This window comes from Lachnoanaerobaculum sanguinis (genome assembly GCF_033242365.1).
Classification (GTDB): Bacteria; Bacillota; Clostridia; order Lachnospirales; family Lachnospiraceae; genus Lachnoanaerobaculum; species Lachnoanaerobaculum sanguinis.
This window is the reverse complement of record NZ_BTHK01000003.1, coordinates 175,951-202,762: the sequence shown is the minus strand read 5'-3', so window position 1 is coordinate 202,762 and position 26,812 is coordinate 175,951. Positions and strand designations below refer to the sequence as shown.

Below are 26,812 nucleotides of genomic sequence, written 5' to 3'. Positions count from 1 at the left end.
TTTTGTGAAAGTTAATTCGGAAAGTTTACTAATTTAGTATGAAATGTTGTTAAAAATTCTGCTTATTTATTAAAACTTCTTTTAAATATTTTGTAAATGTGCTATTATGAACTCAAATAGAGTGAAAGGAAAAATTGCATATGAAAAACTCAAAGAAAAAGATTTATGCTTTTTTGTTGATCATTAATATGATCATAGGCACATTTACACAATGTCTGGCAGCCTGGGCTGCTGCGACACCACCACCGGTGAAAAACAATCCGGATATAACAACAAATGTCACTTATGATACCAGCATAGCTACACCAACTACAAAGTACTATGTCGGAGAACAGGTACCTTTTTATGCCAATACGGTGGTATCATCGGTTAGCACAAGCTACCCCGGTGCATATTCGCTTATATATTTGGATAAATCTATATTTGCTTGGCCATCAACAAGTGATATATCAGATTATATAAACATGCCTACAGGAGGCGATGCAAAAAGCGTAACTCAGCAGGGCGATTATTATATAATGAAAATTAAATATATTAATGCCGGATCTGCGATGATTACTATACCGTTTAAGGCAACTTTAAAAGCAAACGGTTTAGTGAACGGAGAAACTTACAATATACCGATAGAGTTTTACAAAGCTGACGGAACATTGTTGGCGACAACCCATAATAATTTTGTGGCATATACTTACCCTATCGGTACTAAAAATGCAATACTCGATACAAACACAAGAAGCTATTTGCAGGGATCATCAGATTTGCAATCGAATACAGTACTGTCAAATGATACCAAGACATATATCAGAGTGGATTCATACAGAGTTGAATGGCCTGCGCCGGGAACTACTCTTGGCGGTGATATAAAATCAAAGGGCTTTGATAGAAGAAAAACCAGGATTACAGTTCAATTACCTGCGAACACTATTTGGGATACTTCCATACAGGGAAATGAAAAGTGGACGTATAATGCGGCAAATCAGACAATCACCAAAGATGAGTTGGTAACGTCATATTCTGATTACAGTAGTTTCACCATGAGATATAATAACCAGCCGGTTGGGACAAGCTACGCAACAGCTGCTAAAGTTGAGTTTCCGGTAACATGGCAGTTTGTAAATGACGACGGGTCTTTGGATCCGGCTTCGCTTATAAAATCAAAAATTGTAGATTCATTTTATTCATATCCGGGAACACCACCAAGAGATGACGGTTTTGTATTTTATAAGAGTGGATATGAAAATCATATATTAAGTACAAGAGAAGAAAGCTTGCATTCATACTATCTTTCAACAGGATGGGAGTATTCAGGGGGTATCCCGAATCAGCTTGTAACATACGGAGCATACAATCATACTGTTGATAAAATAGTTGACGAGCCTGTTGAAGGTCTGGAACTTGTTAAGTATGCAATACGTCATGACGGTAGAAATATTAGGGTAAAAAATGCGGCCGGAGCTGAAGAAAATTTACCTGTATTTGATGCAACACAAATTGCAAATATGCAGCATAACAAGCTTATAGGTACATTGCCCGGAGGAACAACGGAAGTGATTGCAACTAATGTTGCCATTACTTCGACAGAAACAGAAATAACATTGCCGACTCCAAAGCATTATACAAAACTTGAATTTGTTTTTGATACACCGATAAAATTTATGGCTCCGACAACCACAAGTCCATGGTCAAGTTATGGTGAAGGTGTATCTATAAAATATTCATTCAAGTTAACGGAGAATTCATATAATACCGTTAAAAACACATTGAGTACAATGCCGTCTACAGGAGCTACTACAACCAAAAATAATTCAAGCGGTATAGGTGATAACGGAACAAGTACTAAAACACAAAATGGTGTACAAACAACATGGTCAAAGGAATGGGCAAGCCTAAGAAGAGCCGATTATCCTGAAAATGCACCGAGGGATGCAGGTTTAAACTATATTAATCAAAATGTACGCCACTACAGTACGCTTGATTATATAGGAAATTTGGGAAGTAAGTGGGATCTTGAAAATTTGACTTATACTGTTTTGGCAGATCCGGGACTTAAGTATAACAGTTCAAGCTATTCATATTATACATGGGGTGGAGACGCTCCAAGCGGATGGGTAGTAAGCTCAACAACATTACCGGATACCTATACAACCATTCAAAACTACAAAGGTACAGGCAAGACTGCCTATGTACATAGTATAAGCGGATTGAAGCTACCGAACTATACAGATTCAAGCGCAATTTCCAGATTGGAATTTAGTACAGATTTTACCGTAACAAGGAACCTTGATGGCGGAGATCATACTATCTCAAGTATAGTAAACTGGAGTAATAATGAAACAGCTACAAATCACCCTGTTGCAGGTAAGGATATTGACCGTCTGGATGTTGATAATGACGGAAATACTACAGAGAGATTTGCCTACATGGCAACAAAATTTAAGTACTCACCGCCACGTGAGCTTATTTTAACCAAGAGATCAAAGAGAGCGGATGCGACTTTGTATTCATCTGTTACAACAGCTGATTCAAATCAGGAAGTTGATTATCAGCTTAATATTTACAATAACTCTCAAAGAGCCGAGGGTGGATTTACATTCCTTGATATATTACCATATTCAGGTGATAAAGCGATAGCGCCAAACAGTGACGGTGTTACATATGATGATAGAGGTTCTACATTCAGCGTAAAGATGACGGGACCGTTGGATGCAAATCCGAATTATATTTATCAATACAGCACAGATACGCCTGTAAATGGAAATATAGCTGCAAACTATGCTGCAAACTGGGTGAGTACGGTAGCAGATTGGTCGCAGGTAAAGATGATCAAGATCACCATGAGACCGGGATATACATTGGCAAGCGGTCAAACAGATACATTACATTTTAAGGTTAAAGTACCTGACAGTACTGATTTGACACAGGCAGATAAGGCAAACAACTCATTTGCCGGATTCCCGGGAAATAATACCGGCGGAGCATTTGAGGCTGTAGCAAATACTATAGTCCCTGCAAAATACAGTATTAAGGGAAAAGTTTATTATGATATGAATCCGTCAAACGGAACATATAATACAGCTGACGGAGATATAGTTGCAGCATCAAGGGAGATAAAACTCTATGATGCAGGAGGAAATGTACTCGCTACTGCAAATACGGATACAGACGGAAATTATTCGTTTGATAATATCAGTGCAAGGGGAAACTATACAATAAGAATTACACCTTCTACAGGCGATACATTATCAAATGTGGCAGTGCCGTCATCATCTACAGTAATAGGAAATGATTTCACTGATGAGACATTTGGAGGTGGAAATGTATTTAAGTATACGGTAAATCTTACACCTGAAGCAAATAACAGAACCGCAAATGCGGCATTAAAGGCCGTAGATTCAACACTTAGAGTAAAGTATCAGGATCAGACAGGAGCTCCTTTGACAGATAATGCAGGTACTGCAGTAGCGGATGTCGTTACTACACATACATTTATGGCTACATATAATGTGACAGTGCCGGCAGATCCTTCAAATACAGGAAATTATGAGTATGTAGAATTACATGCCACATCAAAGCCTCTCACAGGTACATTATCTCCGGGTGAGAATGTTGTAATACTTGTATATAAGAAAAAAGACATGGGAGATGTTATAGTACATCACTATGAGCAGGGAACCGGCAACTCACTTGCAGCAGATGAGAATCTTAGCGGAGTGGGAATGGCAGGAGCAACTTATAATACAACTCCGGCTACAATAACAGACTATGAAGTTGTAAATCCTACACCTACAGATCATACAGGAACATATCCTGCACACGGGACTACCAAGGTAGTAACTTATGAGTACAAGAGAAAAGATGTGGGAGATGTTATAGTAAAATATGTTGAGCAGGGTAGCGGAACACAGCTTCATGCGCCGAATACATTGAGTGGTGCAGGAAAGTCGGGACTTACCTATACTACGACCCCTGAGATTATAGCAAATTATACTGTAGTTAATGCAACACCTACAGACAATACCGGAACATATCCTGCAGCCGGTACTACCAAAGTTGTTACTTATGAATATAAGAGAGATGACGGTGGAAATGTTATAGTGCATCACTATGAGCAGGGAACAACAAATCAGTTGGTACCGGATATGACACTTCCGGGAGCAGGAAAGCTTGGTTTGGCATATACTACAAATGAGCATAATATACCTGACTTTACTTTAGTGGCACAGCCTGCAAATAAAAACGGTGTATATACAACAGGAATACAAACAGTAACTTATGAATATAAGAGAAATGATGTTGGAAATGTAATTGTACATCACTATGAGAACGGAACAACAAATGAGGTTGCTCCTGATGAAACTTTAAGCGGTGTAGGAAAGTCAGGACTTACCTATACTACAGCGGCAGCAAATCTTGCAGATTTCACAGTGGTAAATGCAACGCCTGTAAACCATACAGGAGTATATCCTGCAACCGGAAATACAGTTGTTACATACTATTACACAAGAAATGATGCAGGAGATGTACTGGTTCATCACTATGAAGCGGGAACAACCACATCACTTGCGGCAGATCAAAACTTACCGGGAACAGGAAAGTCAGGACTCACTTATACTACCGCACCGGTAACTATAGCAAATTATACTGTAGTAAATGCAACACCTGCAGATCATACAGGAGTGTATCCGGCAAATGGAGTACGTACTATCACATACGAATACAGAAGAGATGATGCAGGAGATGTTACAGTCAGATATGTAGATGATGAAGGTAATGAGATTGATAATTCCGATATATTATCGGGAGTAGGAAAGCTTGGATTACCATATACAACAACTGCAAAGAATATACCGAATTTTATACTTATAACAGTGCCTACAAATGCAACAGGAACTTTTGTAACAGGTACACAGACTGTTACCTATGTTTACAGAAGAAATGATGCAGGAAATGTAACAGTATATCATAAGTCTGTATATGACGGAAGCGATTTGACAGCACCTAATGTAATGGACGGTACAAGGAAACTTGGATTACCATATACAACAAATCCTGAGTCTTATGCCGATTTTGAGATAGATACAGTACCGTCAAATGCAAACGGAACATTTGCAAGCGGAGCCCAGACTGTAACTTATCTCTACAAGAGAAAAATTTCAGGCGGAGTGACAATAAATTATCTTGATAATCATGGAAACAATATTGAAAGTACAGATATAATTACAGGAACAGACAATGTAGGATTGCCCTACACTACATCGCCAAAGACTATTCAATATTATGATTTGATAACAGTACCGTCAAATGCAAACGGACTATTTACAGTAGCACCGATTACGGTAGACTATATCTATAAACGTCAGGATGCAGGAAATGTTATTGTTGAGCATATAGATGAGAACGGAAATGTACCGCTTGAGACACCTGAAATACTTGACGGTAGTGAAAAACTCGGATTGTCATATACATCGAGTGCAAAGTCATTTGATAATTTTGACCTGATTATAACACCGGCAAATGCAAACGGAACATTTATAAGCGGAACCCAAACTGTAACCTATGTTTATAGAAGAAAAGATGCAGGAGATGTAATTGCCCATTACGTAAATACTGCAGGGTTACCGATAGAGAGTGATGAAGTACTGGACGGAACAAGAAGTCTTGGACTTCCTTACTCAACAACACAAAAAGATATATCAGGATATCACTTGTACCTTGTACAAGGACGTGCTACGGGAATATTCACAACAGGACAAACTGAGGTTACTTATATATACCAAAAGGACCCAAGCCAGGTAATTATACCGGGACCGTTAACTCCTGTTACACCTGTAACACCAAGTACAATAACACCGGGTACATCTACAACACCGACTCCTTCAAGAATAGCTACACCGAGTCAGATACTAATTCCTAATGACAGAAACAGGGATATTACTATCAGACCGATAGCAACACCGTCTATAGCAACACCTTCAAATATCAGCAGAGGCGGTTCAGGTGGCGGATCATCTGACAGACTTGTGAAGGCAAGAACTGTAAATACAGTTACAAATAAGGATGCCATAAATACAACTGTTGAAAAGCAGGAGATAACCCCTACAATCAAGGAACCTGAGAAGGTACCTATGATCCCGGCACAAAGAGAAGCTCTACCTGTTCCAAAGACAGCAGATACTATGGATATCAGTAAGTATATGTTTATCTTGATGAGTTCACTTATTGCAACAATTGTAATTGTGAAAAAGAAAAAAGAAACAAGGTAAGACCTATATAAACAAAGAGATAAACTTTCACTTTAAAGAGTGGAAGTTTATCTCATTTTTTTTGAAAAGTTGTACACATTGTTAATATAATTTATGGCTTTTAATATAAAAAAATGTTATCTTAATATAAAGTAAAAAAGGTGGATATAATAATGATAAAAGCGGTTTTATTTGATATGGACGGTCTGATGTTTGATACAGAAAGGCTGTATGGAAAAGCATGGCAGAATGCGGCCCTATTACAGGGGTGTAAAATAAGTGATGAAGCTATACTTAAGATAAAGGGTGCCAACAAAGCCTTGGTATATGAGATTTTGAGAGCTGATGCAGGCGATGAATTTGATATAGAAAAGGGCAGAGATGCCAGAGAGGAATATATTGTTTCGCATATAAGAGAGCATGGACTTACAAAGAAAAAGGGACTTGATAATTTACTTAAATATTTGAAGGAAAACGATATTAAGGCCTGTCTTGCGACATCAACAAAGAGAGAGGTAGCAATAAAATATCTTAAAATGGCAAATGTATATGACTATTTTGATGATTTCACATGCGGTGATGAGATAGAAAACGGTAAGCCGGCACCGGATATATTTTTAAAAGCGGCAGATAAGGTAAAATCAGATATAGGACAAAGTCTGGTACTGGAGGACTCTATAAACGGTTTAAACGCCGGAATTGCAGCAGGTGCGAGAGTCATAATGGTTCCTGATACAATAGAACCGACAGATGAGATAAGAACAAAAGTTGATGATGTAAAGGCTGACCTTGATGAAGTGATAGATTGGATAAGCAAGGAAAACAAGGAAAATGAAAGATAGAAAAATAAATATCCAATATATTTTATTGCAAGGCCTATATTGGATGATGTTTTGTCCAAGTGCCGGGTTTATATCCTTTTATTTGCAGGGCAACGGATTTGGTAACAGCTTGATAGGAATTATTACAGCTGTATTTTGTTTGGTCGCAGTAATATTACAACCTTTGGCGGGTAATTTATGTGACAGGATAAAAATTCTGACATGGAAAAGAATGATTATTTTATTAGGATTACCATATATACTTATATGTATTATGCTGTTTATTGTAAAAGAAAGGTGGCTGATTGCAGTTCTTTTCGGCTTGATGTATATAATAGCAAGTATATATTTGCCGATGATAAATACGGCATTGTTTGCATATGAGAGGGAAGGGGTAAAACTTAATTTCGGAGTTGCCAGAGGTACAGGTTCCGCAATGTATGCAATTATGGCGCTTCTTATCGGTAATATGGCACTTAGATTCGGGACAAAAATAATACCTGCTTCAGGCCTTATAATTATGGTCTTATTATTATGTGTTGTAAGTACAATGCCACACACAAAGAAATCCGTATTTGAGAGTGACGAATATAAGCAAACAAATGTAATCAGTTTTATAAGAAAATATCCATATTTTTCTATAATGCTTTTGGCAGTGCTTTTTATTTTCTTCTCACACAATATTATAGGAACATATCTTTTGCAAATTGTACAGTCTCTTGGCGGTAACAGCGGTAATCTCGGAACTGCGATGTTTATTCAGGCGGTAGTGGAGATTCCTGTTTTGTTTACATTTTCTTTTATTATGAAGAAGATAAAAGTTGGAAATCTTATGATTATTGCATGTGCAGGCTATATATTGAGGGCGGTACTTTATTTTGCTTCAACTAATATCGAAATAATATATATTACTCAACTTTCACAGATATGCAGCTTTGCGATAATGGCTGCGGCTTCAGTATATTTTACAGGTACGGCAGTAAGAGAAGAAGACCATGCAACAGGACAGGCATTTATGTCGGGAATGATGTCGGCCGGCACAGTGCTCGGATCACTGTTTGGTGGAGCAATACTTGACTATATGGGAATGAGAGCGCTTTTGAGTGTAAATATCCTGCTTAGTGTTATAGGAACAGGGATAGCGATATGGTCGGTGAGTTTGGTGAGAGAAAATAAAAAAGCTATTTAATGCTGTTAAAGAAAGTGTGGCAAATTATAAAGGTTAGTTTATGCAATTTAATTCTTTTATTTTTATTTTATTATTTTTACCTGTTACAATTGTTTTATATTTTTTAGCTAACAGAATAAACAACATATTAGGTAAATGGTTGATTCTTGTATCCAGTGTTATTTTTTATGGATATAATAATTATAAGTTGCTTTGTATAGTGGCATTGAGTATATTTGTAAATTACGCATGTGCTATTGTGATTAAGAAGTACAGATATATAAAATCCATGCCATTGGTAGCCATACCAATAACTATTAATATTATGTTATTACTGTACTTTAAGTATTTGAATTTTACGATATCAAATATCAACTATATCTTTTCTCAAAATATAGTATTAAATAAGATTATATTACCGTTAGGAATAAGTTTTTTTACATTTCAACAGATAGCATATGTAGTAGCAGTATCAAAAGGAGATATTAAAGATAATAATATAATAGATTATATTATATTTATTCTTTATTTCCCAAAGATCTTAATGGGGCCATTGATGGACCCGGTGGATTTTATAGAACAGTTAAATAATGACAAATTAAAGAAAGTAAGTGCTGAGAACATAACATTTGGCATTAAAATATTTTCTTTGGGATTATTTAAAAAGGTAATGTTTGCAGACGTTTTTGCGAAGGTTGTCAATTGGGGATATTCAAATATAGAGGCGGCATCATCAATGGATTTGATGCTTGTGCTACTTTTCTATAGCTTTGAAATTTACTTTGATTTTAGTGGTTATAGTGATATGGCAACGGGGGCATCTCTTATGCTGAATATCAAATTACCTATAAATTTCGACTCACCATACAAGGCCTTATCAATAAAAGATTTCTGGAAAAGATGGCATATTTCTCTTACCTCTTTCCTTACAAAGTACATTTATGTTCCATTAGGTGGAAATAGAAGAGGTATATTAAGAACATATATAAATATTATGTTAGTATTTATTATTAGCGGCATTTGGCATGGAGCAAATTGGACATTTATCTTGTGGGGACTGTTAAATGGGATTTTAAGTGCTATTGATAGGATATTTGATGATTATGAAAACAAAATGTTTGAATCGGTAAGATGGTTAGGTACATTTATTATCACGACAATATTATGGTCTCTTTTCAGATCGGAATCAATAAAACAGTGGTGTGATATAATGCTTAAGATTATTAAATTTCAGGATTTAAATATAACTAATGGGCCAATATGGTTACTGGCTTTTCCGGAGATGGTATTTATAAACAATGTATTAAGACTTGGATGGTTTGTAGATAACATTAAGGGATTTTGGGTACTAATCTGGACATTACTGGCCTTTAGCATATGTTTATTGTTTGAAAATAATTATAGGAAGTTAAAGGATAATTCATTTGTAATGGCTATAATCACGTCAATAATATTTGTTTGGGGAATTATTGGTTTGAGCGGTGAATCAGCATTTGTATATTTTAATTTTTAAGGGAATAAGATAGTGAAGAAAACACGGTATTTGATAATTTGGATTTTAACTGTTGCGGTGAGTCTATGCTCAATATGTGGTTTGATATATTATGTTGATCCTCTTTTTCATTATCATAAACCACATACAGACATTTTCTTTTATACATTAGAGGGTAATCATCAACGTGAGTTTAATGACGGTATAATTAAAAATTTTGATTATGATGCTATGATTATCGGTACATCTATGACTGAAAACTTTAAGACATCAGAACTGGATGAGTTGTTTAAGGTTAATTCAATTAAAGTACCATTTGCTGGTGCGACATATAATGAGATTAATAATAATATAAGAACAGCATTTAAATATAATGATAAATTAAAGCTGGTGGTAAGAGGATTAGATGTTGGAATGATTAATGAAGATTCTGATAAGATGAGGAATGATTTAGGGGAGTATCCGGTTTATTTATATGATAGTAATCCATTTAATGATGTAAATTATATTTTTAATAAAGATATAATTTTTGGAAGAGTTTATAAGATGTTTGAGGATAGAGGAAAAGAAGGCTTTAAGCCGGGAATTGTATCATTTGATGATTATTCAAACTGGACAAAAAACAATTATGGCTATGAATATGGATTAAGCCGGGAACATTTAGAGAAGATAGAATTTAATAAAGCAGGTAGCCCAATACATTTAACGGAAGATGAAAAAAATATTATTAAAGATAATATTACAAAAAATGTTACAGATATCGCAGATGAACATAAGGATGTAATGTTTTACTATTTTTATACTCCATATAGTATACTGACATACTTCGATTATATTTCAGACGGAACTATATATAAGCGCATTGAAGAGATGGAATATGCTACAGAGTTGATACTTCAACATGACAATATAAAACTTTACTCACTTTGCGACGATATGGAAATTGTGACAGATATGAATAATTATAGAGATTCCATAATAGAATTGCCGGAGCCTAATAAGGATGGGAATAAGGAATATTGGGATACATCACATTACGGAGAGTGGATAAATAGCTATATACTTCAGTGTATGTACAATGATAAGTATCGACTGACAGAAGAAAACTATAAGGGTATTTTTTCTAAACAGCTTAGAGATTATTTGAATTTTGATTTTCATAGTTTATATTCTCAAGTGAACTATAAGAATGATTATTATCAGGCTGCATTATACAATAAGAAAATATTGGGGATTGAACCAATAGATTTACTCGAAGACAATACGGGTTTGGAACTAAAAAATGCAGAAATTGTAGAGGACCGGAAAGATAATAATAAGGGAATAAAATGTATAGGAAGTTTAAAAAGATCTTATGACAGTAATGTTACGCCTGAAGAATTTATTATTGAAGGTAACTATGTTGGTGGCAAGATAACTATAGATGATATTGGCAAACATAAATATATTGTATTTTACGGAAGGAAAGTAGCGGGAGGTGGAGAGCCGACTGTAATAGCAATCAATGCAGATAATGAGAAGATAAGTGAGATATCTTATGGATTTGGAGATGTGGGAAATGATTGGGAGCAGTACCTGATAGATGTATCAGACCAAAAAACGCCTATTACAATGTTTTTTAATGGAGGCTATTCAGATACAAATGGAAGTCCGGACACAGAGTATATTTTTAGCGATATAAAGCTATACTAATATCCGTATGAGTATAAAAATATAATTTTACAGTCGGCAGATAATCGTAATATTTTTGCACTTGAAATAGTAGATGATATAAGCGATAATATAATAGGTTTCGCTATGTCTTATAGTGTATCTGATTGGAGAAGTGATATGAAAACAATTTCAATATTGGTTCCTACATATAATGAAGAGGTAAATATACCGCTTATATATGAAAGGATAAAAAAGATTTTTGAGACGGATCTCAGTAATTATAATTTTGAGCTGATTTACATTGACAATTATTCTTTGGACAGGTCCAGAGAAATAATTGAAGAACTGTCAGAGAAGGACAGTAGAGTTAAGGCAATATTTAATGCCAAGAACTTCGGTTTCAGCAGGTCTTGTTTCTATGGATTGTTACAGGGAACAGGCGATTGTACTGTGTTAATATTTGCAGATATGCAAGATCCTCCTGAAGTTATAGTGGATTTTGTTAAAGAGTGGGAAAAAGGAAAACAGATAGTAATAGGTATAAAAAATAAAAGCAAGGAAAACCCTATTATGTACTTCCTTAGAGGAATGTATTATAAAGTTATAAAGAAGATAGCCGATATTGATCATATAGAGCAATTTACAGGATTTGGACTCTATGATAAAAAGTTTATTGACGTTATGAAACAACTTAAGGATTCAAACCCATACCTTAGAGGAATAGTTGCAGAACTTGGACCTGAGAGGGCAGAAGTTTATTATGAACAAAAACAGAGAGAAAACGGAAAATCCAATTTTAATTTCTTTAAGCTTTATGATTTGGCAATGCTTGGAATAACATCATACTCAAAAGTAGTTATGAGATTGGCAACAATTATGGGCTTTTTGATGTCAGGTGTATGCTTTGTTTTAGCCATTGTAACTATTATTATGAAGATTATAAATTGGGAAAGCTTTCAGCTTGGAATAGCGGCACTTTCTGTAGGTACTTTTTTTATGGGATCGGTTATCCTGTTCTTTATAGGATTTTTAGGTGAATACATATTAAATATAAACATAAGAGTTATGGATAGACCTTTGGTTGTCGAACAGAGAAGAGTTGGATTTGATTCTAAGGAGGATTAAGTTTTGACAGAGAAAAGTGTGGTTGTTACAGGAGCTAACGGATTTATAGGAGCTGCGATATGCAAATTTTTCTCTAATAGCGGAGTTAAGGTATATGCTGTCGTAAATGAGTCAAGCGAAAACATTGAAAACCTGGAAAATGTAGTCATTGTAAGAGCTGAAAAAGATAATATAAGAGATATTGTCGGAAATGATAGAGTTTCTGAATTTTATCATTTAGCCTGGGTCGGGAGCGCCGGACCTTTAAGAGCTGATGAGAACGTTCAACTCTCAAATATACAAAATTCATGTAGTTCAATTAGAACTTGTAGAGAACTTGGATGTACAAGGTTTATATTTGCATCAAGTATAATGGAATATGAAGTAAATGCTGTAATGGATTCGGAACTGGTGCCGGGTATTAATACAATCTATTCAACGGCAAAGCTGACGGCAGATTATATGTTAAGAGCTATTGCGGGAAGCATCGGAGTGGATTATATACGAGCTGTTATATCTAATATATATGGTCCCGGAGAGACAAGTCCGAGGATGGTTAATACAAGCATAAGGAAGATGCTTAATGGAGAACATTGTGCATTTTCAGAAGGAAAACAGATATATGACTTTATATATATTGATGATGCTGCAGAAGCATTTTGCAGGATTGGAGAAAAGGGTATATCTAACAGGACATACTATATTGGCAGTTTGAATCCGAAACCGTTAAGAGAGTTTTTGATTGAAATGAGAGATGCAATTGATCCGCAAATAGAAATCGGTTTAGGGGAGATTCCTTTCAGTGGTGTTTCATTAACATACAAGGAGTTTGATGTAAATGCTGTGAAAAATGATACAGGTTTTGAGCCGAAAGTCAGCTTTAAAGAGGGTATTAAAAGAACTGCTATGTGGATAAAAAATAATAATTAAATTATCGATTATAGATATAGGAGGTGGATATATGCCGGGATTTACTTTTGAAAAACTGGATTTAGAAGGCGCGTATTTGATTGAAAATTTCCATGTTGGAGACAATAGAGGCGGCTTTACCAAGAATTTTGAAAAAAGTATTTATAGAGAGAATGGAATAGAGTTTGGTTTAGATGAAGCCTTTGCCTCTGTTTCATCTAAAAACGTTATAAGAGGGTTACACTTTCAGTTAAAACATCCGCAAGCAAAATTGGTATGTGTTATGAGTGGAAGCGTATGGGATGTCATTGTTGATTTAAGAAAAGACAGTAAGACGTATAAGGAATGGAGAGCTTTTGAGCTTAGTGCAGAAAACGGTAAAGCACTTTATGTTCCGCGCGGATTTGCACATGGCTTTTTATCACAGGAAGACGGAACTGTGATGCTGTATTTATGTGATGGTAAATATAGTCAGGAGACGGATACAGGAATAAGATTTGATGATCCGGACTTAAATATTGAGTGGCCGGCAGATTTGTCAAAAACAGTTCACTCCAATAGAGATTTGGGTCTGCCAAGTTTTAAAGAGTACGAATTGAACCCTATTGAATTAATTTAATTTTGTAATAGTAATATTGAATTGAAACTATAAGGAGTTGATTGAATGAAAGTTGTATTATTAGCAGGCGGACTTGGAACAAGAATTTCTGAAGAAAGCCATTTGAAACCGAAGCCAATGATTGAGATTGGCAGTCAGCCGATTTTATGGCATATAATGAAGTATTATTCAACATTTGGAATTAACGAGTTTGTAATCTTGGCAGGATATAAGCAGAATAAGATAAAAGAGTATTTTGCAAATTATTTTGTTTATAATTCAGATGTAACTTTTGATATAAAAAACAATAAGATGGAAGTTCATCAAAGAAACGCTGAGGATTGGAAAGTTACAGTACTTGATACAGGACTGAATACTATGACCGGTGGAAGAATTTTAAGGGCAAAGGAACATTTGAAGGATGAGCCTTTTATGCTTACATACGGTGACGGAGTTGCTGATGTGGATATAGATGCACTTCTTAAGTTCCATCAGAGCCATGGAAAAACTGCAACAATAACTACTGTGAGCTTAGCGCAGCAAAAGGGTGTGCTTCAAAAAGAAGAATCAGGTCTCATTACATCTTTTAGAGAAAAGAGTGAAGATGATTCTGCCATTATAAACGGCGGATTTATGGTATTGAATCCGAATATATTTGATTATATTACAGAGGGTGATGCTACTATATTTGAGCAAAAACCTATGTTGCAACTTGCTAAGGATGGCGAACTCATGGGATTTGAGCATGACGGTTTCTGGCAGTGCATGGATACACAAAGAGAAAAAGAAAAATTGGAAAATCTTTGGGCAAGTGGAAAGGCTCCATGGATGAGGTGGACTGAATAAATGAATTTTGAAGAATTGAAAAAATTTTATGGCGGTAAAAAGGTACTTCTTACAGGACATACAGGTTTTAAAGGCTCTTGGCTTTCTAAGATACTTATAATGTGTGGTGCAAACCTTACAGGTTATGCACTGAATCCGCCTACAGATACAAATATTTTTGATATTTTAGGTTTGGAAACAGAAATGAACTCTGTTATTGGAGATATAAGAGACCTTGAACATTTAAAGAAGGTATTTGATGAGGTAGAGCCGGAGTATGTAATTCATATGGCGGCACAGCCTATAGTTAGAGATTCTTATGAAAGACCTGTATACACTTATGAAACCAATGTTATGGGTACTGTAAATATTATGGAATGTGTAAGACTCTCTAAAAGTGTAAAGAGTTTCCTTAATGTTACAACAGATAAAGTATATGACAACAAGGAACAGGATAAGGGATATGTTGAAACCGACTTCCTTGACGGTTATGATCCATATTCCAATTCAAAGTCTTGCTCGGAACTTGTAACACATAGTTATAAGAAGAGTTTTTTAAATGCTTTACCTGTATCTACAGCGAGAGCCGGAAATGTAATAGGTGGCGGAGATTTTGCAAAGGATAGAATAGTTCCTGACTGTGTAAGAGCTGCAATATCAAATAATCCCGTTATAATAAGAAATCCGAATTCAATAAGACCTTTTCAGCATGTACTTGAGCCACTCTTTATATATCTTGATATAGTTATGAGACAGGCACAGGATAGAGAAAGGTTTGAAGGTTACTTTAATGTAGGACCTGATGACAGTGATTGTGTAAATGCACAGACTTTGGTAGAGAGCTTTAAAAGAGCTTGGGGAGAAGGATTTGATTTTAAAATTCAATCAGACGGCGGTCCTCATGAGGCAGGTTTCTTGAAACTTAACTGTGATAAATTAAAGGCAGTATATGGTTGGAAACCGGGACTAAATGTTCATGGAGCTATTGATTTGAGCGTGGAATGGTATAGAGCTTGGAATGACGGAGAAGATATGAATGCTGTCACTGAAAGGCAGATAAAATCTTATTTAAATAAATAGTATATATAATTTGGAGGAGAAATGTTCGAAAATAAAACACGAGAAGATGCTCATAAGGAAATATTGGAGTTGGTTAAGGAGTATCATGACAAATTCCATAACATAAAAAAAGAATTTAAAGAAGGTGACAGAATAACCTATGCTTCCAGAGTGTATGACTCTGAGGAGATGGTAAATCTTGTAGATGCCTCTTTGGAGTTTTGGCTTACAGCCGGAAGATATTTTGATGAGTTTGAGAAGGAGTTTGGAAAGCAGTTCGGTGCAAAGTATGTATCACTTGTAAACTCAGGCTCAAGTGCTAACTTGCTCGCATTTATGACTTTGACTTCACCACTTTTGGGTGAAAGACAGGTGAAAAGAGGAGATGAAGTTATAACTGTAGCATGTGGTTTCCCTACAACTGTTACACCTATTATACAATATGGTGCGGTACCTGTATTTGTGGATGTTACAATACCACAATACAATATAGATGTTACTAAACTTGAAGAGGCCATGTCAGAAAAGACAAAAGCTGTAATGGTAGCTCATACTCTTGGTAACCCTTTTGATCTTGAAGCTGTTGTGTCTTTTTGCAAAAAGCATAATCTATGGCTTATTGAGGATAACTGTGATGCGCTTGGAAGTACATATGTTATAGACGGTGAGAAGAAGTTTACAGGTACAATAGGAGATATAGGAACATCAAGTTTCTATCCTCCACATCATATGACAATGGGAGAGGGTGGAGCAGTATACACTTCAAATCCTCTTTTAAGCAAGATAATTAAGTCAATAAGAGACTGGGGAAGAGATTGTGTATGTCATTCAGGACAGGACAATATGTGTGGACATAGATTTGACCGTCAATATGGTGAGCTACCTTTGGGATATGATCATAAGTATGTATATTCACACTTCGGATACAATCTAAAGCCTACAGATCTTCAAGCGGCAGTCGGAGTGGCACAGTTAAAGAAATTCCCGAGCTTTGCACAAAGAAGAAGAGAGAATTATAAGAGATTGTATGAGGCATTAAAGCCTGTTGAGGATAAAATCATACTTCCTGTTCCTGTAAAGAACGGAGATCCGAGCTGGTTCGGTTTCCTTATTACATGTAAAGAGGGTGTTGACAGAGGAAAGCTTGTAAACAAACTCGAGTCAAACGGTATTCAGACAAGAATGCTCTTTGCCGGAAATCTCACAAAACATCCTTGTTTTGATCAGATGAGAGAGACTAAAGAAGGATACAGAATTGTCGGTGACCTTACAAATACAGACCGTATTATGAACGATACATTCTGGGTAGGACTTTATCCAGGAATGACAAATGATATGATTGATTTTATGGCTAAGATGATTATTGAAGGTATAAGAGAGCAGTAGGGTATATGAAAATAAAAAAATATTTGCATATACCAATACTGTTGGTGGCTATTTATCTGGGATTTATATTCGCGAACATACTTGTTCCAAGAGTTCAGATTTACCTTGATTTGGCAAATTTTGAAAGCTATGGAGTTGTTGAGTCGTTTGTGTATGATGAGGAGTACAGAACACTTTCGGCAGGAAGCGACGGAAGATACCATACGGAATATGAAATATACGGCAATCTGTTGAATGTATCTTTCGAAATAAAGGATGGTGCGCCTGCTGCTACAACAATAAATAATCAACAGTTTACCAAGGTTGATAAAATTAGTGATTATACAAGTGCGGATGTATATAAAGATACATTTGTGTTAAAAACAGATGTTGTAGGTGGCCTTTTCTATCCTTCATTGATAGTATTTTCTATTGTTTTTATTTTAATATTTGAATTTATACTTAATAAAGTATTGCTGAACAAGGAAAACAGACTTGACAAACTTGTTTATTCAAAGTCTGCCATTGTAAGTGTAGGAAAGAAGACCATATTTATATCATTAATTGCAACATTAATCAGTCTTATAATTTATCACGGTTGTGACCTACAGCCGATTGTAGAGACACTTAAATTATCGAGCTCGGGTATTGATATTTATCAGCTCTTTGCATGTTTGAATGAATATAAAAATGTTAATTTGTTTTTGTGGCAATATGATGGAATGATGCTGGCATTTTATAATGCTGCAAATTTTATAAATTACTTGCCGCTTAAGTTTACAGTGGTATCATATCATTGGGAATATACAATATTGCATAAACTTATAAACATAGTATTGCTTAATTTAACTGCAATAAGTATGGTAAGCTTTATGATAGACCATAATATTATTTCAAAGGAAAAGAGCAAAAGTATATATCTTTGGTCGGTTCTTAACCCGATAACTTTTTATGTATCTGTTGTATTTATACAATATGATGCACTGCCTTTATATTTTATAACTCTTGGAATACTTCTTTTGGATAATATTGATGAAAATAAAATTTTACCCTTTGTATTGGTTGCATTCGGCTTGGCATGTAAGATTCCAATGATGATGTGTATGCCGGTAATCGGAATGATGGGACTATACTTCCTCTTTAAGAGTAAGGGAGAAAAATTTGTAAAGCTTATTGCTAACTTTGCTGTTTTTGGATTTGTTATGTTTATCATTTTCCTGGCACCGAGATTAGTACATGCACCGATAGAGGTTGCGTATCGAAATATGACGGCTACTCAGAGAATGTGGTGGACAACAATACAATATGCACCTGTGGTATTTTTATTTGTAACTACTATGGTAATAGAGATTTTTATACTCTTAAATTACACAAAATTAAATCTAAGTGTAAGTGTAGTTGATTTAATACAAAACAGTTTACTTATAATTGCCACACTGATATTCGGATTCAGCTTTTCTGTAATGAGTACACCGGGAATATTTATAGTAACGATGCCGGCATTTGCACTGATGTATGCAAGACAGGAAGATAATTTACAGAGATTTATTTTTGGATTCGGCGGGTTACTGATGGTAGTATATGTTGTATTTTCTTCTATAGGAGATATTTCAGCTACATCAATATTCTTTGGCGGAAGAGCATACCTGACTGAGATTGAAAAAATGTATTCAGGTACACCTACGGGTACACAGATAAATTCTGTTTTACATACTGTATCCAACTCTGCAATGCTTGCTTATGCTATTATATTCTTTAAAGAAGCGGGAAAGCATTTTAAAAAGAAAAAAGTCGTAGAAGAGATTTAAAACAAATTTTACACAGTTTAGTACAGGACCTATATCAATATTGATATGGGTTCTGTTTTTAGGAGTATTTAATATATGTTGGAATCAATTAAAAAAAATAAAGTGGGCATTATAATCATGCTACTTGCGGCGGTATTTGCCTGTGTAGGTCAGCTGTTTTGGAAATTGGCGTCTACACATGGTATCATAGTAGCCTTGGCAGGGTTTGCATTGTACGGTATCGGTGCTGTGTTGATGCTTCTTGCATATAGATTTGGAAGTGTATCTGTTTTGCAACCTTTACTTGGAACAAATTATGCGTTAAGTGTCATTTTAGGATTTATAGTTTTAGGTGAGGCGGTTACTCTTCCAAAGATTATCGGAATAATTATAATATCGGCAGGAGTGATTTTTATTGCCGGAGGTGATGAATGATTTATTATATTGCCTTAATAATAATGGCTTTTGTAGGGGCGTTGGCATCTATATTTTTTAAAAAGGCTTCCGGATCGGAAAGTATAAAAAGCCTTTTGTTTAATATAAATCTTTATATCGGAGGTATGTTATATGTGGTAGCCGCACTTATAAATATATTTGTGCTTAGGCATCTTGACTATTCCGTTGTATTGCCTCTAACTTCTATAACATATATATGGACAATGATATTGTCATATATAACTTTAAAAGAGAAGATTTCAAATAAAAAAATAATAGGTGTATGCTTAATTGTTGTCGGTGCGTTGATACTGGCCCATAGATGGTGATAAAAACTGAGTCATGTTGATTGGCTCAGTTTTTATTTTAATAAAAGTTTTTTATAAAAATGTGTTTATTGTCATGCGTATAATCGATTTATCTGTTATAGTATTAGCATAAAAATTAGGAGAATGTATATGAGCAAGAAGAAAGCGTTATTGGTCACTACCGTAAGCGGATTTGTTCCGCAATTTGAAATGCCGAATGTGGCTATACTTAAGGAACTTGGCTATGAAATACATTATGCATCAAATTTTAACAATCCTTCATACGGAACGGATAACAAAAGACTTGAGGGTACAGGTATAATATGCCATCAGGTGGACTTTGAGAGAAGTCCTTTCAACAAAAAAAACCTGCAGGCATATAAGCAACTTGTAAAAATAATGAAAGATGAAAATATAGATCTGGTACATTGCCATACTCCTATGGGTGCGGTGTTAGCCAGATTGGCGGCAAAAAAATGCGGTATAAAAGATGTTTTGTATACTGCTCACGGATTTCATTTTTTCAAAGGTGCTTCTATAAAAAACTGGCTTATATACTATCCGGTTGAAAGATTTCTATCAAGATATACAGGTACACAAATTTGCATAAATATGGAAGATTTTAATAATGCAAAGAAGTTTAAAGCTGCAAATGTCGAATATATAGCCGGTGTAGGGATAGATACAAAGGGTATAAAAGAAAAATCCGATATAGAAGATAAACAAAAGGATGAGTTAAAAAAAGAACTGAGTATTAAAGATACGGATAGAATTTTGATTACAGCAGGTGAGATGATTGAAAGAAAAAACCAGAAGTTTTTATTGGAGGTTGTTAAAAAGATAAAGGAAAAGGAAACTTCAGTAAAATTTATAGTTTGCGGACATGGCAGACTTGAAAATTTTTTGAAAACCAGGGCAAAAGAACTTGAAATAGAGAATAATGTGATTTTTACAGGTTATAGAACCGATATTTATAAGATTTTGGGATTGGCGGAAATATTCTTATTTTCATCATTACAAGAAGGGCTTCCGGTTGCAGTAATGGAAGCAATGGCTATAGGTTTACCTGTAGTATGCTCTAAGGTTAGAGGAAATGCCGATTTAATAGATAATGAAAAAGGGGGATATGTACTTGAAAGGTTTGATGTCAACATATGGTCTGATTTAATTTATAGTTTACTTATGGATAAGAATAGGCTAAAATCATTCGGAGAGTACAATATGAAAAGAATAAAAGAGTACGACAGGAGTAATGTTGAAAAAGAGATGAGAAGAATATACGAATATTATGAAAAATAAAGACGGTTCATGTATTGTTTTTTTAAAAAATGAAAATGACGGTTCTTCATATTACAGACTTTTTCAATATATGAAAAACTGCAGAATAATAAATATGACTCCAAGCTTTATATATAAATTTTATTACGGATCAAAAAAATCAAATAATAAAATCAAAAAGATTATAATGGGTGTCATTACACTGTTGAATGTTATATTTGTTATGGCATACGATACCTTGATATGGAAGTCGCGAACGATTATAATAAACAGAAGATTTTTTCCAAGGAGTTGTCCGCATATATTAGAGTTATTACTTGAAAAATATCTGGATAAAAAGAATGTATATTGGGATTTTGACGACAATATAAGGTATGACGGTGAAATAAGTGAGGCGGAAGCAAATTTGCTTGAGAAAAAAGCCGATTGTATTATAGTAACAAATGAGTATTTATCAAAAACGGTTTCAGCCAAGTATAAAAATAAAGTAAAGATTATCCCGACTACCGACTGTGAGTTTGAAGGCTTAAATATAGATGAAAGTGTATCACAAAGGAAGATATCATATAATGAAGAGATTATTATGTGTTGGATAGGAACTATGAATAATCTTAAGTATCTGTCAGAGATAATTCAAGCCTTGGATGATGCTGCAAAGTATTGTAAAACAAATCTTAATAAGAAGCTTATATTAAAGGTTGTTGCTAATAAAAAACTTGAAGAGTGTCCGGAATATTTGCTTGTAGAAAATATAGAGTGGACAAGAGATGTGGCAGTATCCGTTATGAAAAGTTCGCATATAGGACTTATGCCTCTTGTAGATAACGAATATACAAGAGGTAAGGGCGGTTTTAAGGCCATACAATATATGTCGGCGGCAATAGTACCATTGCTTTCAAATGTAGGTTATAATAGCAATGTTATTATAGATAATGAGTCAGGGCTTTTTTGTAATAGTTATAGTGACTGGAAGGAAAAGATTATCTCGATTTGCAGGGATGTAAAACTGTGGGAACAATTGGCACTTGGAGCCAGACAAAGATGGGTTGATAAGTTTAACCCTGAGCCGATTAAGTGCTTTTGGAATCGGGTAATTGAGGAGGATATATGAAAAGATTACTTTTTTTCCTTAAAAATGAAAGAAAGATGTTTCTTAAATTGACAAAGAATGATTTTAAGGCGAGATACACAGGTTCCTATTTAGGAATTGCATGGGGAGTTATTCAGCCTATAATCACTATATTAATATATTGGTTTGTGTTTACAGTAGGACTTAGAAGCGGTCAAAGACCGGACGGTTCTCCATATATTATATGGATGGTATCAGGTATGATACCTTGGTTTTTCTTCTCGGACGCGCTTGGTGCGGGAACCGGAGCATTTATGGAGTACGGATATCTTGTTAAGAAACTTAATTTTAACATAGGTTTGATCCCTGTGGTTAAGATAGGTGCTTCACTAATCATTCATATTATATTTTTAACTGTAACAACTATAATATTTAATTTTTTCGGATATCAGGCAGACTGGTATTATTTGCAATTACTATACTATATGTTTTGCAATGTATGTTTGGTATTGGGAATTGTTTTATTTACATCATCCCTCACGGTATATATGAGAGATGTCAGCCAATTGGTGGCAATTGTAATTCAAATCGGATTCTGGGCAATACCTATTGTTTGGGGTCCTGAGGTTTTGACAGGTAAGTTTAAACTTATATTCCAGTTAAATCCTGTGTTTTATATTGTTGAAGGGTATAGAGATTCATTTATGACACATAAGCTTTTTATAGAAAAGCCTATTTATACACTATACTTTTGGATATTGACAGGTTTATTCCTTTGTGCGGGAATGTACACATTCAGAAAACTTAAACCATATTTTGCAGATGTATTATAGAGGATTGATATAGATGGAGAATGCAATTGAATTAATCGGTGTTGGAAAAAGCTATAATCTTTATGACAAGCCGCAGGATAGAATAAAAGAAATCTTTTCATTGACAAGGAAAAATTATCACAGAGAATATAAAGCTCTTGATAATATTACATTCAGTGTAAAAAAAGGAGAGACATTAGGCATTATAGGAAGAAACGGTGCCGGAAAGTCTACATTATTGAAACTTATAACAGGTGTAATTACTCCAACAACCGGAGAAATACATACTGATGGTGAAATTTCCGCCCTTTTGGAGCTTGGAACCGGATTTAATCCGGAATATACAGGTTATGAAAACATCTTCCTGAACGGTTCTATGAGAGGTTTTTCAGATGAAGAAATGCAGGGCAAACTGAAGGAAATCATAGATTTCGCAGATATCGGGGAATATATGGGGCAGCCTGTTAAAACGTATTCAAGCGGTATGTTTGCAAGGCTTGCATTTGCGGTTATGATAAGCTTCAAACCGGAAATACTTATAGTGGACGAAGCATTATCTGTAGGTGATGTTTTCTTCCAACAAAAATGTAATACTTTCATGAAAGATGAGATGAAGGGGGTTACAAAGCTCTTGGTAACTCATGATATGAACAGTATTGCCAATATGGCCGACAGGGTTATACTTATAGAGAGAGGAAAAATCATCAAGGAGGGAAAACCGCTTGAGGTTATAGAGGATTATCTTAAGCTTTTGCACACAACAATCTATAAGGGAGAGGACAGTGCGGCCGAGGAGCTTGAAAAAACTGAAGTTGAAAATCAGGATACTTCTTCAAATATAGGCTCATCTGAGGACGGATGGGTAAAGTCTCCAAAGGAGAGCATAGGAGGAGCGCAGGATATCTTGATAGACAGTCAAAGGGTTTTGATAAACAATGAGGTTGTTGATGTAGTTAAGCCCGGAGACAGAGTGAGAATAGAGTTATTGATTGAACCGAAGAAAGATGCGGATAATATTATTATAGGATATACTTTTAAAGATAAGTATGGAAACAGTATTTTTGCGCAGAGTACTCTTGGTGAGAACATAATGATAGAGGGAGTGAAAAATGGTGAGAGACAATATGCAAGAATTGAATTCGATTGGCCTGAAGTCAAAGAAGGAGATTATTTTTTGACCTTAGGTATAGGTGAAGGATATGATCAAATGGTACATACAGTTCAGTGCTGGGTTCATAATATTATTCACTTACAGGCTATTTCTCTTAAACCAATGCATGGAATTATAAACCATACAATTGATAAATTTGAAATAAAGAGGATAAAAAATGATTAATAATAAATGGATAATTACAGAACCTAAGTTTGAAAGTGATTTGATAAATCCACAACTGAAATTTGCATATTGGGAAGGTCATAGAGATTTTGTATATGATCTTATAAATTTTGTAAAACCGAAATTGATTACAGAGCTTGGCAGCCAATACGGTTGTTCACTCTTTACTTTTTGCCAATCTGTAAAGGACAATAACTTAGATACAAAAATCAGAGCAGTGGATATGTGGAGTGGTGATATAGGTGCTCCGGATACCGGAGAGGAAGTATTTGCACTTGTAAATAAGATAAAAGATACATATTTTTCAAATCTGGATATAAAGTTGTATCAGATGAGATTTGATGATGCACTTCCGGATTTTGAAGACGGATCTATAGATATATTACATATAGACGGTGGACATACCTTTGAAGATGTAGATCATGATTTAAAGACTTGGCTGCCGAAACTCTCAGAAGACGGAATAATTCTTTTTCATGATGTATATAGCGATATAGATGACGGATCATGTGTACATTGGAGAGAAACAAAAAAGAAATACAGTAATTTTTTTGATTTTGAGCATAGTTGCGGTCTCGGAATACTTTTCCCTAAGTCGGATAAATGGTATAATCGCATAAAGGAGTCAGGTTTCTTTGAGCTATACAAAGATGTATATTTTTACAGATCAAAATATAAGTATGTTCAAAACAGATTCGAGGAGCTTAGCGGTTTATATGAGGAAAGATACAAGGCAATTGAAAATCAGTCGGAGATGATCAGGGAGAGAGACGATCAGATAAAAGGAACTGAAAAATTGGCCATTGAGAGATTGCAGGCAATCGAACACCAGTCGGAGATGATTAGGGAAAGAGACGAGAAGATTAAGGCAACAGAGAAACTTGCTGTAGAGAGACTGCAGGCGATAGAAAACCAGTCGGAAATGATTAGGGAAAGAGACGAGAAAATCGAGGTAACAGAGAAACTTGCTGTAGAGAGACTGCAGGCGATAGAAAACCAATCAGAGATGATAGCTGATAGAGATGATAGAGTGAAGTTTGCCGAAAATTTGGCAGTGGAAAGATTGGAAGCTATCAATGAACAATCAAATATGATTAAAGAAAGAGATGAATATATAAAGAGTCTCGAAAAACTTCTTGAAGAGCGTAACGGTCAAGTAAATACATTAGAAGACATTGCGACTGAGAGATTGAATACTATCAAGGAAAAAGAAGATTGTATAGCAGTGATGGAAACTAAGATGAAGGAGGTAGAAGAAAGACAATCTGAACTTAAGAAGATAATAGACAATCATATCATGTCTAGATGGGAATATAGAAAAAAATTCGGAGGAGATATATGAGAGCAGCGTGGGTATTACCGTCGTTTATAGAGGGTTCCGGTGGTCATAGAACAATACTACAAAATATTCAATATATGATCAGCAAGGGTGATGAATGTGATGTATATGTAGAGGATAAGAACGAAGTAAAGGATGTTGCAGAGCTTGAGAAACTTGTTAAAAAGTTTTTCGGTAAATGTGATGCCAGATTCTTTTTGGGATATGATATTAAAGGAGATTATGATATCATATTTGCCACAGCCTGGTATACAGCTAAAGTAGTGAGAGACTGTGGGTTAAATGCGGTTAAGGCTTACTTTATACAGGACTTTGAAGCATTGTTTAATCCTATGGGTGACGGATATCTACTTGCATGTAATTCTTATTGTTACGGATTAAAACCTGTAACAATAGGAAGATGGCTTTCTCATAAGATGAAAACAGAGTATAATACCGATTCTCAGTATTTTGATTTTTGTGCGGATCATAATGTATACAAAAAACTTGACAATATTGAAAAAGAAAATGCGATATGCTTTATTTATCAGCCTGATAAGCCAAGAAGATGCAGTCTTGTCGGCATAGAGGCGCTTGGAATAGTTAAGTTTTTACGACCTGATATAAAAATTTATTTATACGGTTCAACTATAAAGGGTAATGTCTGGTTTGAACATGAAAACCTTGGAATTATACCTATTGATAAATGCAATGAACTTTATAATAAATGCAGTGTAGGATTATGTATAAGTTCATCAAATCCTTCAAGAATACCTTTTGAGATGATGGCATCCGGTCTTCCGGTAGTCGATTTGTTTATGGAAAATAATCTATATGATATGCCGGAAGTGGGAGTATCACTGGCACATTATACTCCTGAGTCGATTGCAAAGGCATTGATTGACATACTTGATGATAAGCAAAGAGCAAAACAAATGTCTGAATATGGCATGAATTATATGAAGGATAAGGATCTGACTCATGGATATGAGCAGTTTTATCAGGCGGTACAGAATATGATTGCCGATACGGTTCCGTCCAATGATACTTTTGAAAAATTATATAACGGAAAGCCTATAGTAGCAGATGTAATGATGAATCAAAAGCTTGCAGACAGCTATGAAGCACCTGCTGTTGTGGACAATTCATTCTTAGGTAGACTTAAGAGAATAAGATTTATCAGAAAGAGTAAATTGATTCGTAAATTATGGTATAAGTTAAAAGGAATCTAGT

The 26,812-nt window shown here is 35.0% G+C and carries 20 protein-coding genes; all 20 read left to right on the top strand.

The features are described from left to right. Positions 1–140: 140 nt before the first annotated feature. Positions 141–6,263, top strand: a complete 6,123-nt coding sequence (locus tag SBH76_RS03350; protein WP_317976772.1) for a MucBP domain-containing protein — start codon at positions 141–143, stop codon at positions 6,261–6,263. A gap of 152 nt (positions 6,264–6,415) precedes the next feature. Then, the gene (locus tag SBH76_RS03345) at positions 6,416–7,084 is read left to right on the top strand and encodes an HAD family hydrolase (protein ID WP_317976771.1); all 669 of its coding nucleotides are present in this window, start codon (positions 6,416–6,418) and stop codon (positions 7,082–7,084) included. After that, positions 7,074–8,252: an MFS transporter gene (locus tag SBH76_RS03340; protein ID WP_317976770.1), complete on the top strand. Its 1,179-nt coding sequence runs from the start codon at positions 7,074–7,076 to the stop codon at positions 8,250–8,252. Before SBH76_RS03345 ends, SBH76_RS03340 begins: the two co-directional genes overlap by 11 nt. 40 nt (positions 8,253–8,292) lie before the next feature. Then, positions 8,293–9,744 (top strand): MBOAT family O-acyltransferase, encoded by a 1,452-nt coding sequence (locus tag SBH76_RS03335; RefSeq protein ID WP_317976769.1) that lies wholly within the window; start codon positions 8,293–8,295, stop codon positions 9,742–9,744. A 12-nt stretch (positions 9,745–9,756) separates the two neighbouring features. Continuing rightward, positions 9,757–11,415, top strand: coding sequence for a hypothetical protein (locus SBH76_RS03330; RefSeq protein WP_317976768.1), 1,659 nt, complete (start codon positions 9,757–9,759; stop codon positions 11,413–11,415). Positions 11,416–11,553: 138 nt separating this feature from the next. After that, complete coding sequence (locus tag SBH76_RS03325; protein WP_317976767.1) at positions 11,554–12,501, top strand: glycosyltransferase family 2 protein; 948 nt, start codon at positions 11,554–11,556, stop codon at positions 12,499–12,501. A gap of 3 nt (positions 12,502–12,504) precedes the next feature. Beyond that, positions 12,505–13,410 (top strand): NAD-dependent epimerase/dehydratase family protein, encoded by a 906-nt coding sequence (locus SBH76_RS03320; protein ID WP_317976766.1) that lies wholly within the window; start codon positions 12,505–12,507, stop codon positions 13,408–13,410. A gap of 31 nt (positions 13,411–13,441) precedes the next feature. Further along, a complete protein-coding gene (rfbC, locus tag SBH76_RS03315; protein ID WP_317976765.1) occupies positions 13,442–14,008 on the top strand; it encodes a dTDP-4-dehydrorhamnose 3,5-epimerase in 567 nt (188 codons plus the stop codon). Positions 14,009–14,053: 45 nt separating this feature from the next. Then, positions 14,054–14,833, top strand: coding sequence for a glucose-1-phosphate cytidylyltransferase (rfbF, locus tag SBH76_RS03310; protein WP_317976764.1), 780 nt, complete (start codon positions 14,054–14,056; stop codon positions 14,831–14,833). Further along, the gene (gene rfbG, locus SBH76_RS03305; protein ID WP_317976763.1) at positions 14,834–15,892 is read left to right on the top strand and encodes a CDP-glucose 4,6-dehydratase; all 1,059 of its coding nucleotides are present in this window, start codon (positions 14,834–14,836) and stop codon (positions 15,890–15,892) included. 21 nt (positions 15,893–15,913) lie between these two features. Beyond that, on the top strand, positions 15,914–17,257 hold the full coding sequence (gene rfbH, locus SBH76_RS03300; protein WP_317976762.1) for a lipopolysaccharide biosynthesis protein RfbH: 1,344 nt from the start codon (positions 15,914–15,916) through the stop codon (positions 17,255–17,257). Positions 17,258–17,262: 5 nt separating this feature from the next. Next, entirely contained in the window at positions 17,263–19,044 is a 1,782-nt protein-coding gene (locus tag SBH76_RS03295; RefSeq protein WP_317976761.1) for a hypothetical protein, read from the top strand. Between the two features lie 75 nt (positions 19,045–19,119). Then, positions 19,120–19,458, top strand: coding sequence for an EamA/RhaT family transporter (locus SBH76_RS03290; RefSeq protein ID WP_317976760.1), 339 nt, complete (start codon positions 19,120–19,122; stop codon positions 19,456–19,458). Further along, a complete protein-coding gene (locus SBH76_RS03285) occupies positions 19,455–19,787 on the top strand; it encodes a DMT family transporter (RefSeq protein WP_317976759.1) in 333 nt (110 codons plus the stop codon). Before SBH76_RS03290 ends, SBH76_RS03285 begins: the two co-directional genes overlap by 4 nt. A gap of 129 nt (positions 19,788–19,916) precedes the next feature. Continuing rightward, entirely contained in the window at positions 19,917–21,065 is a 1,149-nt protein-coding gene (locus SBH76_RS03280) for a glycosyltransferase family 4 protein (RefSeq protein WP_317976758.1), read from the top strand. Beyond that, positions 21,055–22,155: a glycosyltransferase gene (locus SBH76_RS03275; protein WP_317976757.1), complete on the top strand. Its 1,101-nt coding sequence runs from the start codon at positions 21,055–21,057 to the stop codon at positions 22,153–22,155. The genes SBH76_RS03280 and SBH76_RS03275 overlap by 11 nt, the downstream gene beginning before the upstream one ends. Next, complete coding sequence (locus tag SBH76_RS03270; RefSeq protein WP_317976756.1) at positions 22,152–22,946, top strand: ABC transporter permease; 795 nt, start codon at positions 22,152–22,154, stop codon at positions 22,944–22,946. The genes SBH76_RS03275 and SBH76_RS03270 overlap by 4 nt, the downstream gene beginning before the upstream one ends. A 13-nt stretch (positions 22,947–22,959) precedes the next feature. Then, positions 22,960–24,261: an ABC transporter ATP-binding protein gene (locus SBH76_RS03265; RefSeq protein WP_317976755.1), complete on the top strand. Its 1,302-nt coding sequence runs from the start codon at positions 22,960–22,962 to the stop codon at positions 24,259–24,261. After that, positions 24,254–25,603 (top strand): class I SAM-dependent methyltransferase, encoded by a 1,350-nt coding sequence (locus tag SBH76_RS03260; protein ID WP_317976754.1) that lies wholly within the window; start codon positions 24,254–24,256, stop codon positions 25,601–25,603. Before SBH76_RS03265 ends, SBH76_RS03260 begins: the two co-directional genes overlap by 8 nt. Further along, positions 25,600–26,811 carry a rhamnosyltransferase WsaF family glycosyltransferase gene (locus SBH76_RS03255; RefSeq protein ID WP_317976753.1) on the top strand — a complete coding sequence of 404 codons (1,212 nt, stop codon included), beginning with the start codon at positions 25,600–25,602 and terminating at the stop codon, positions 26,809–26,811. The genes SBH76_RS03260 and SBH76_RS03255 overlap by 4 nt, the downstream gene beginning before the upstream one ends. The last annotated feature ends 1 nt before the right edge of the window (position 26,812 follow it).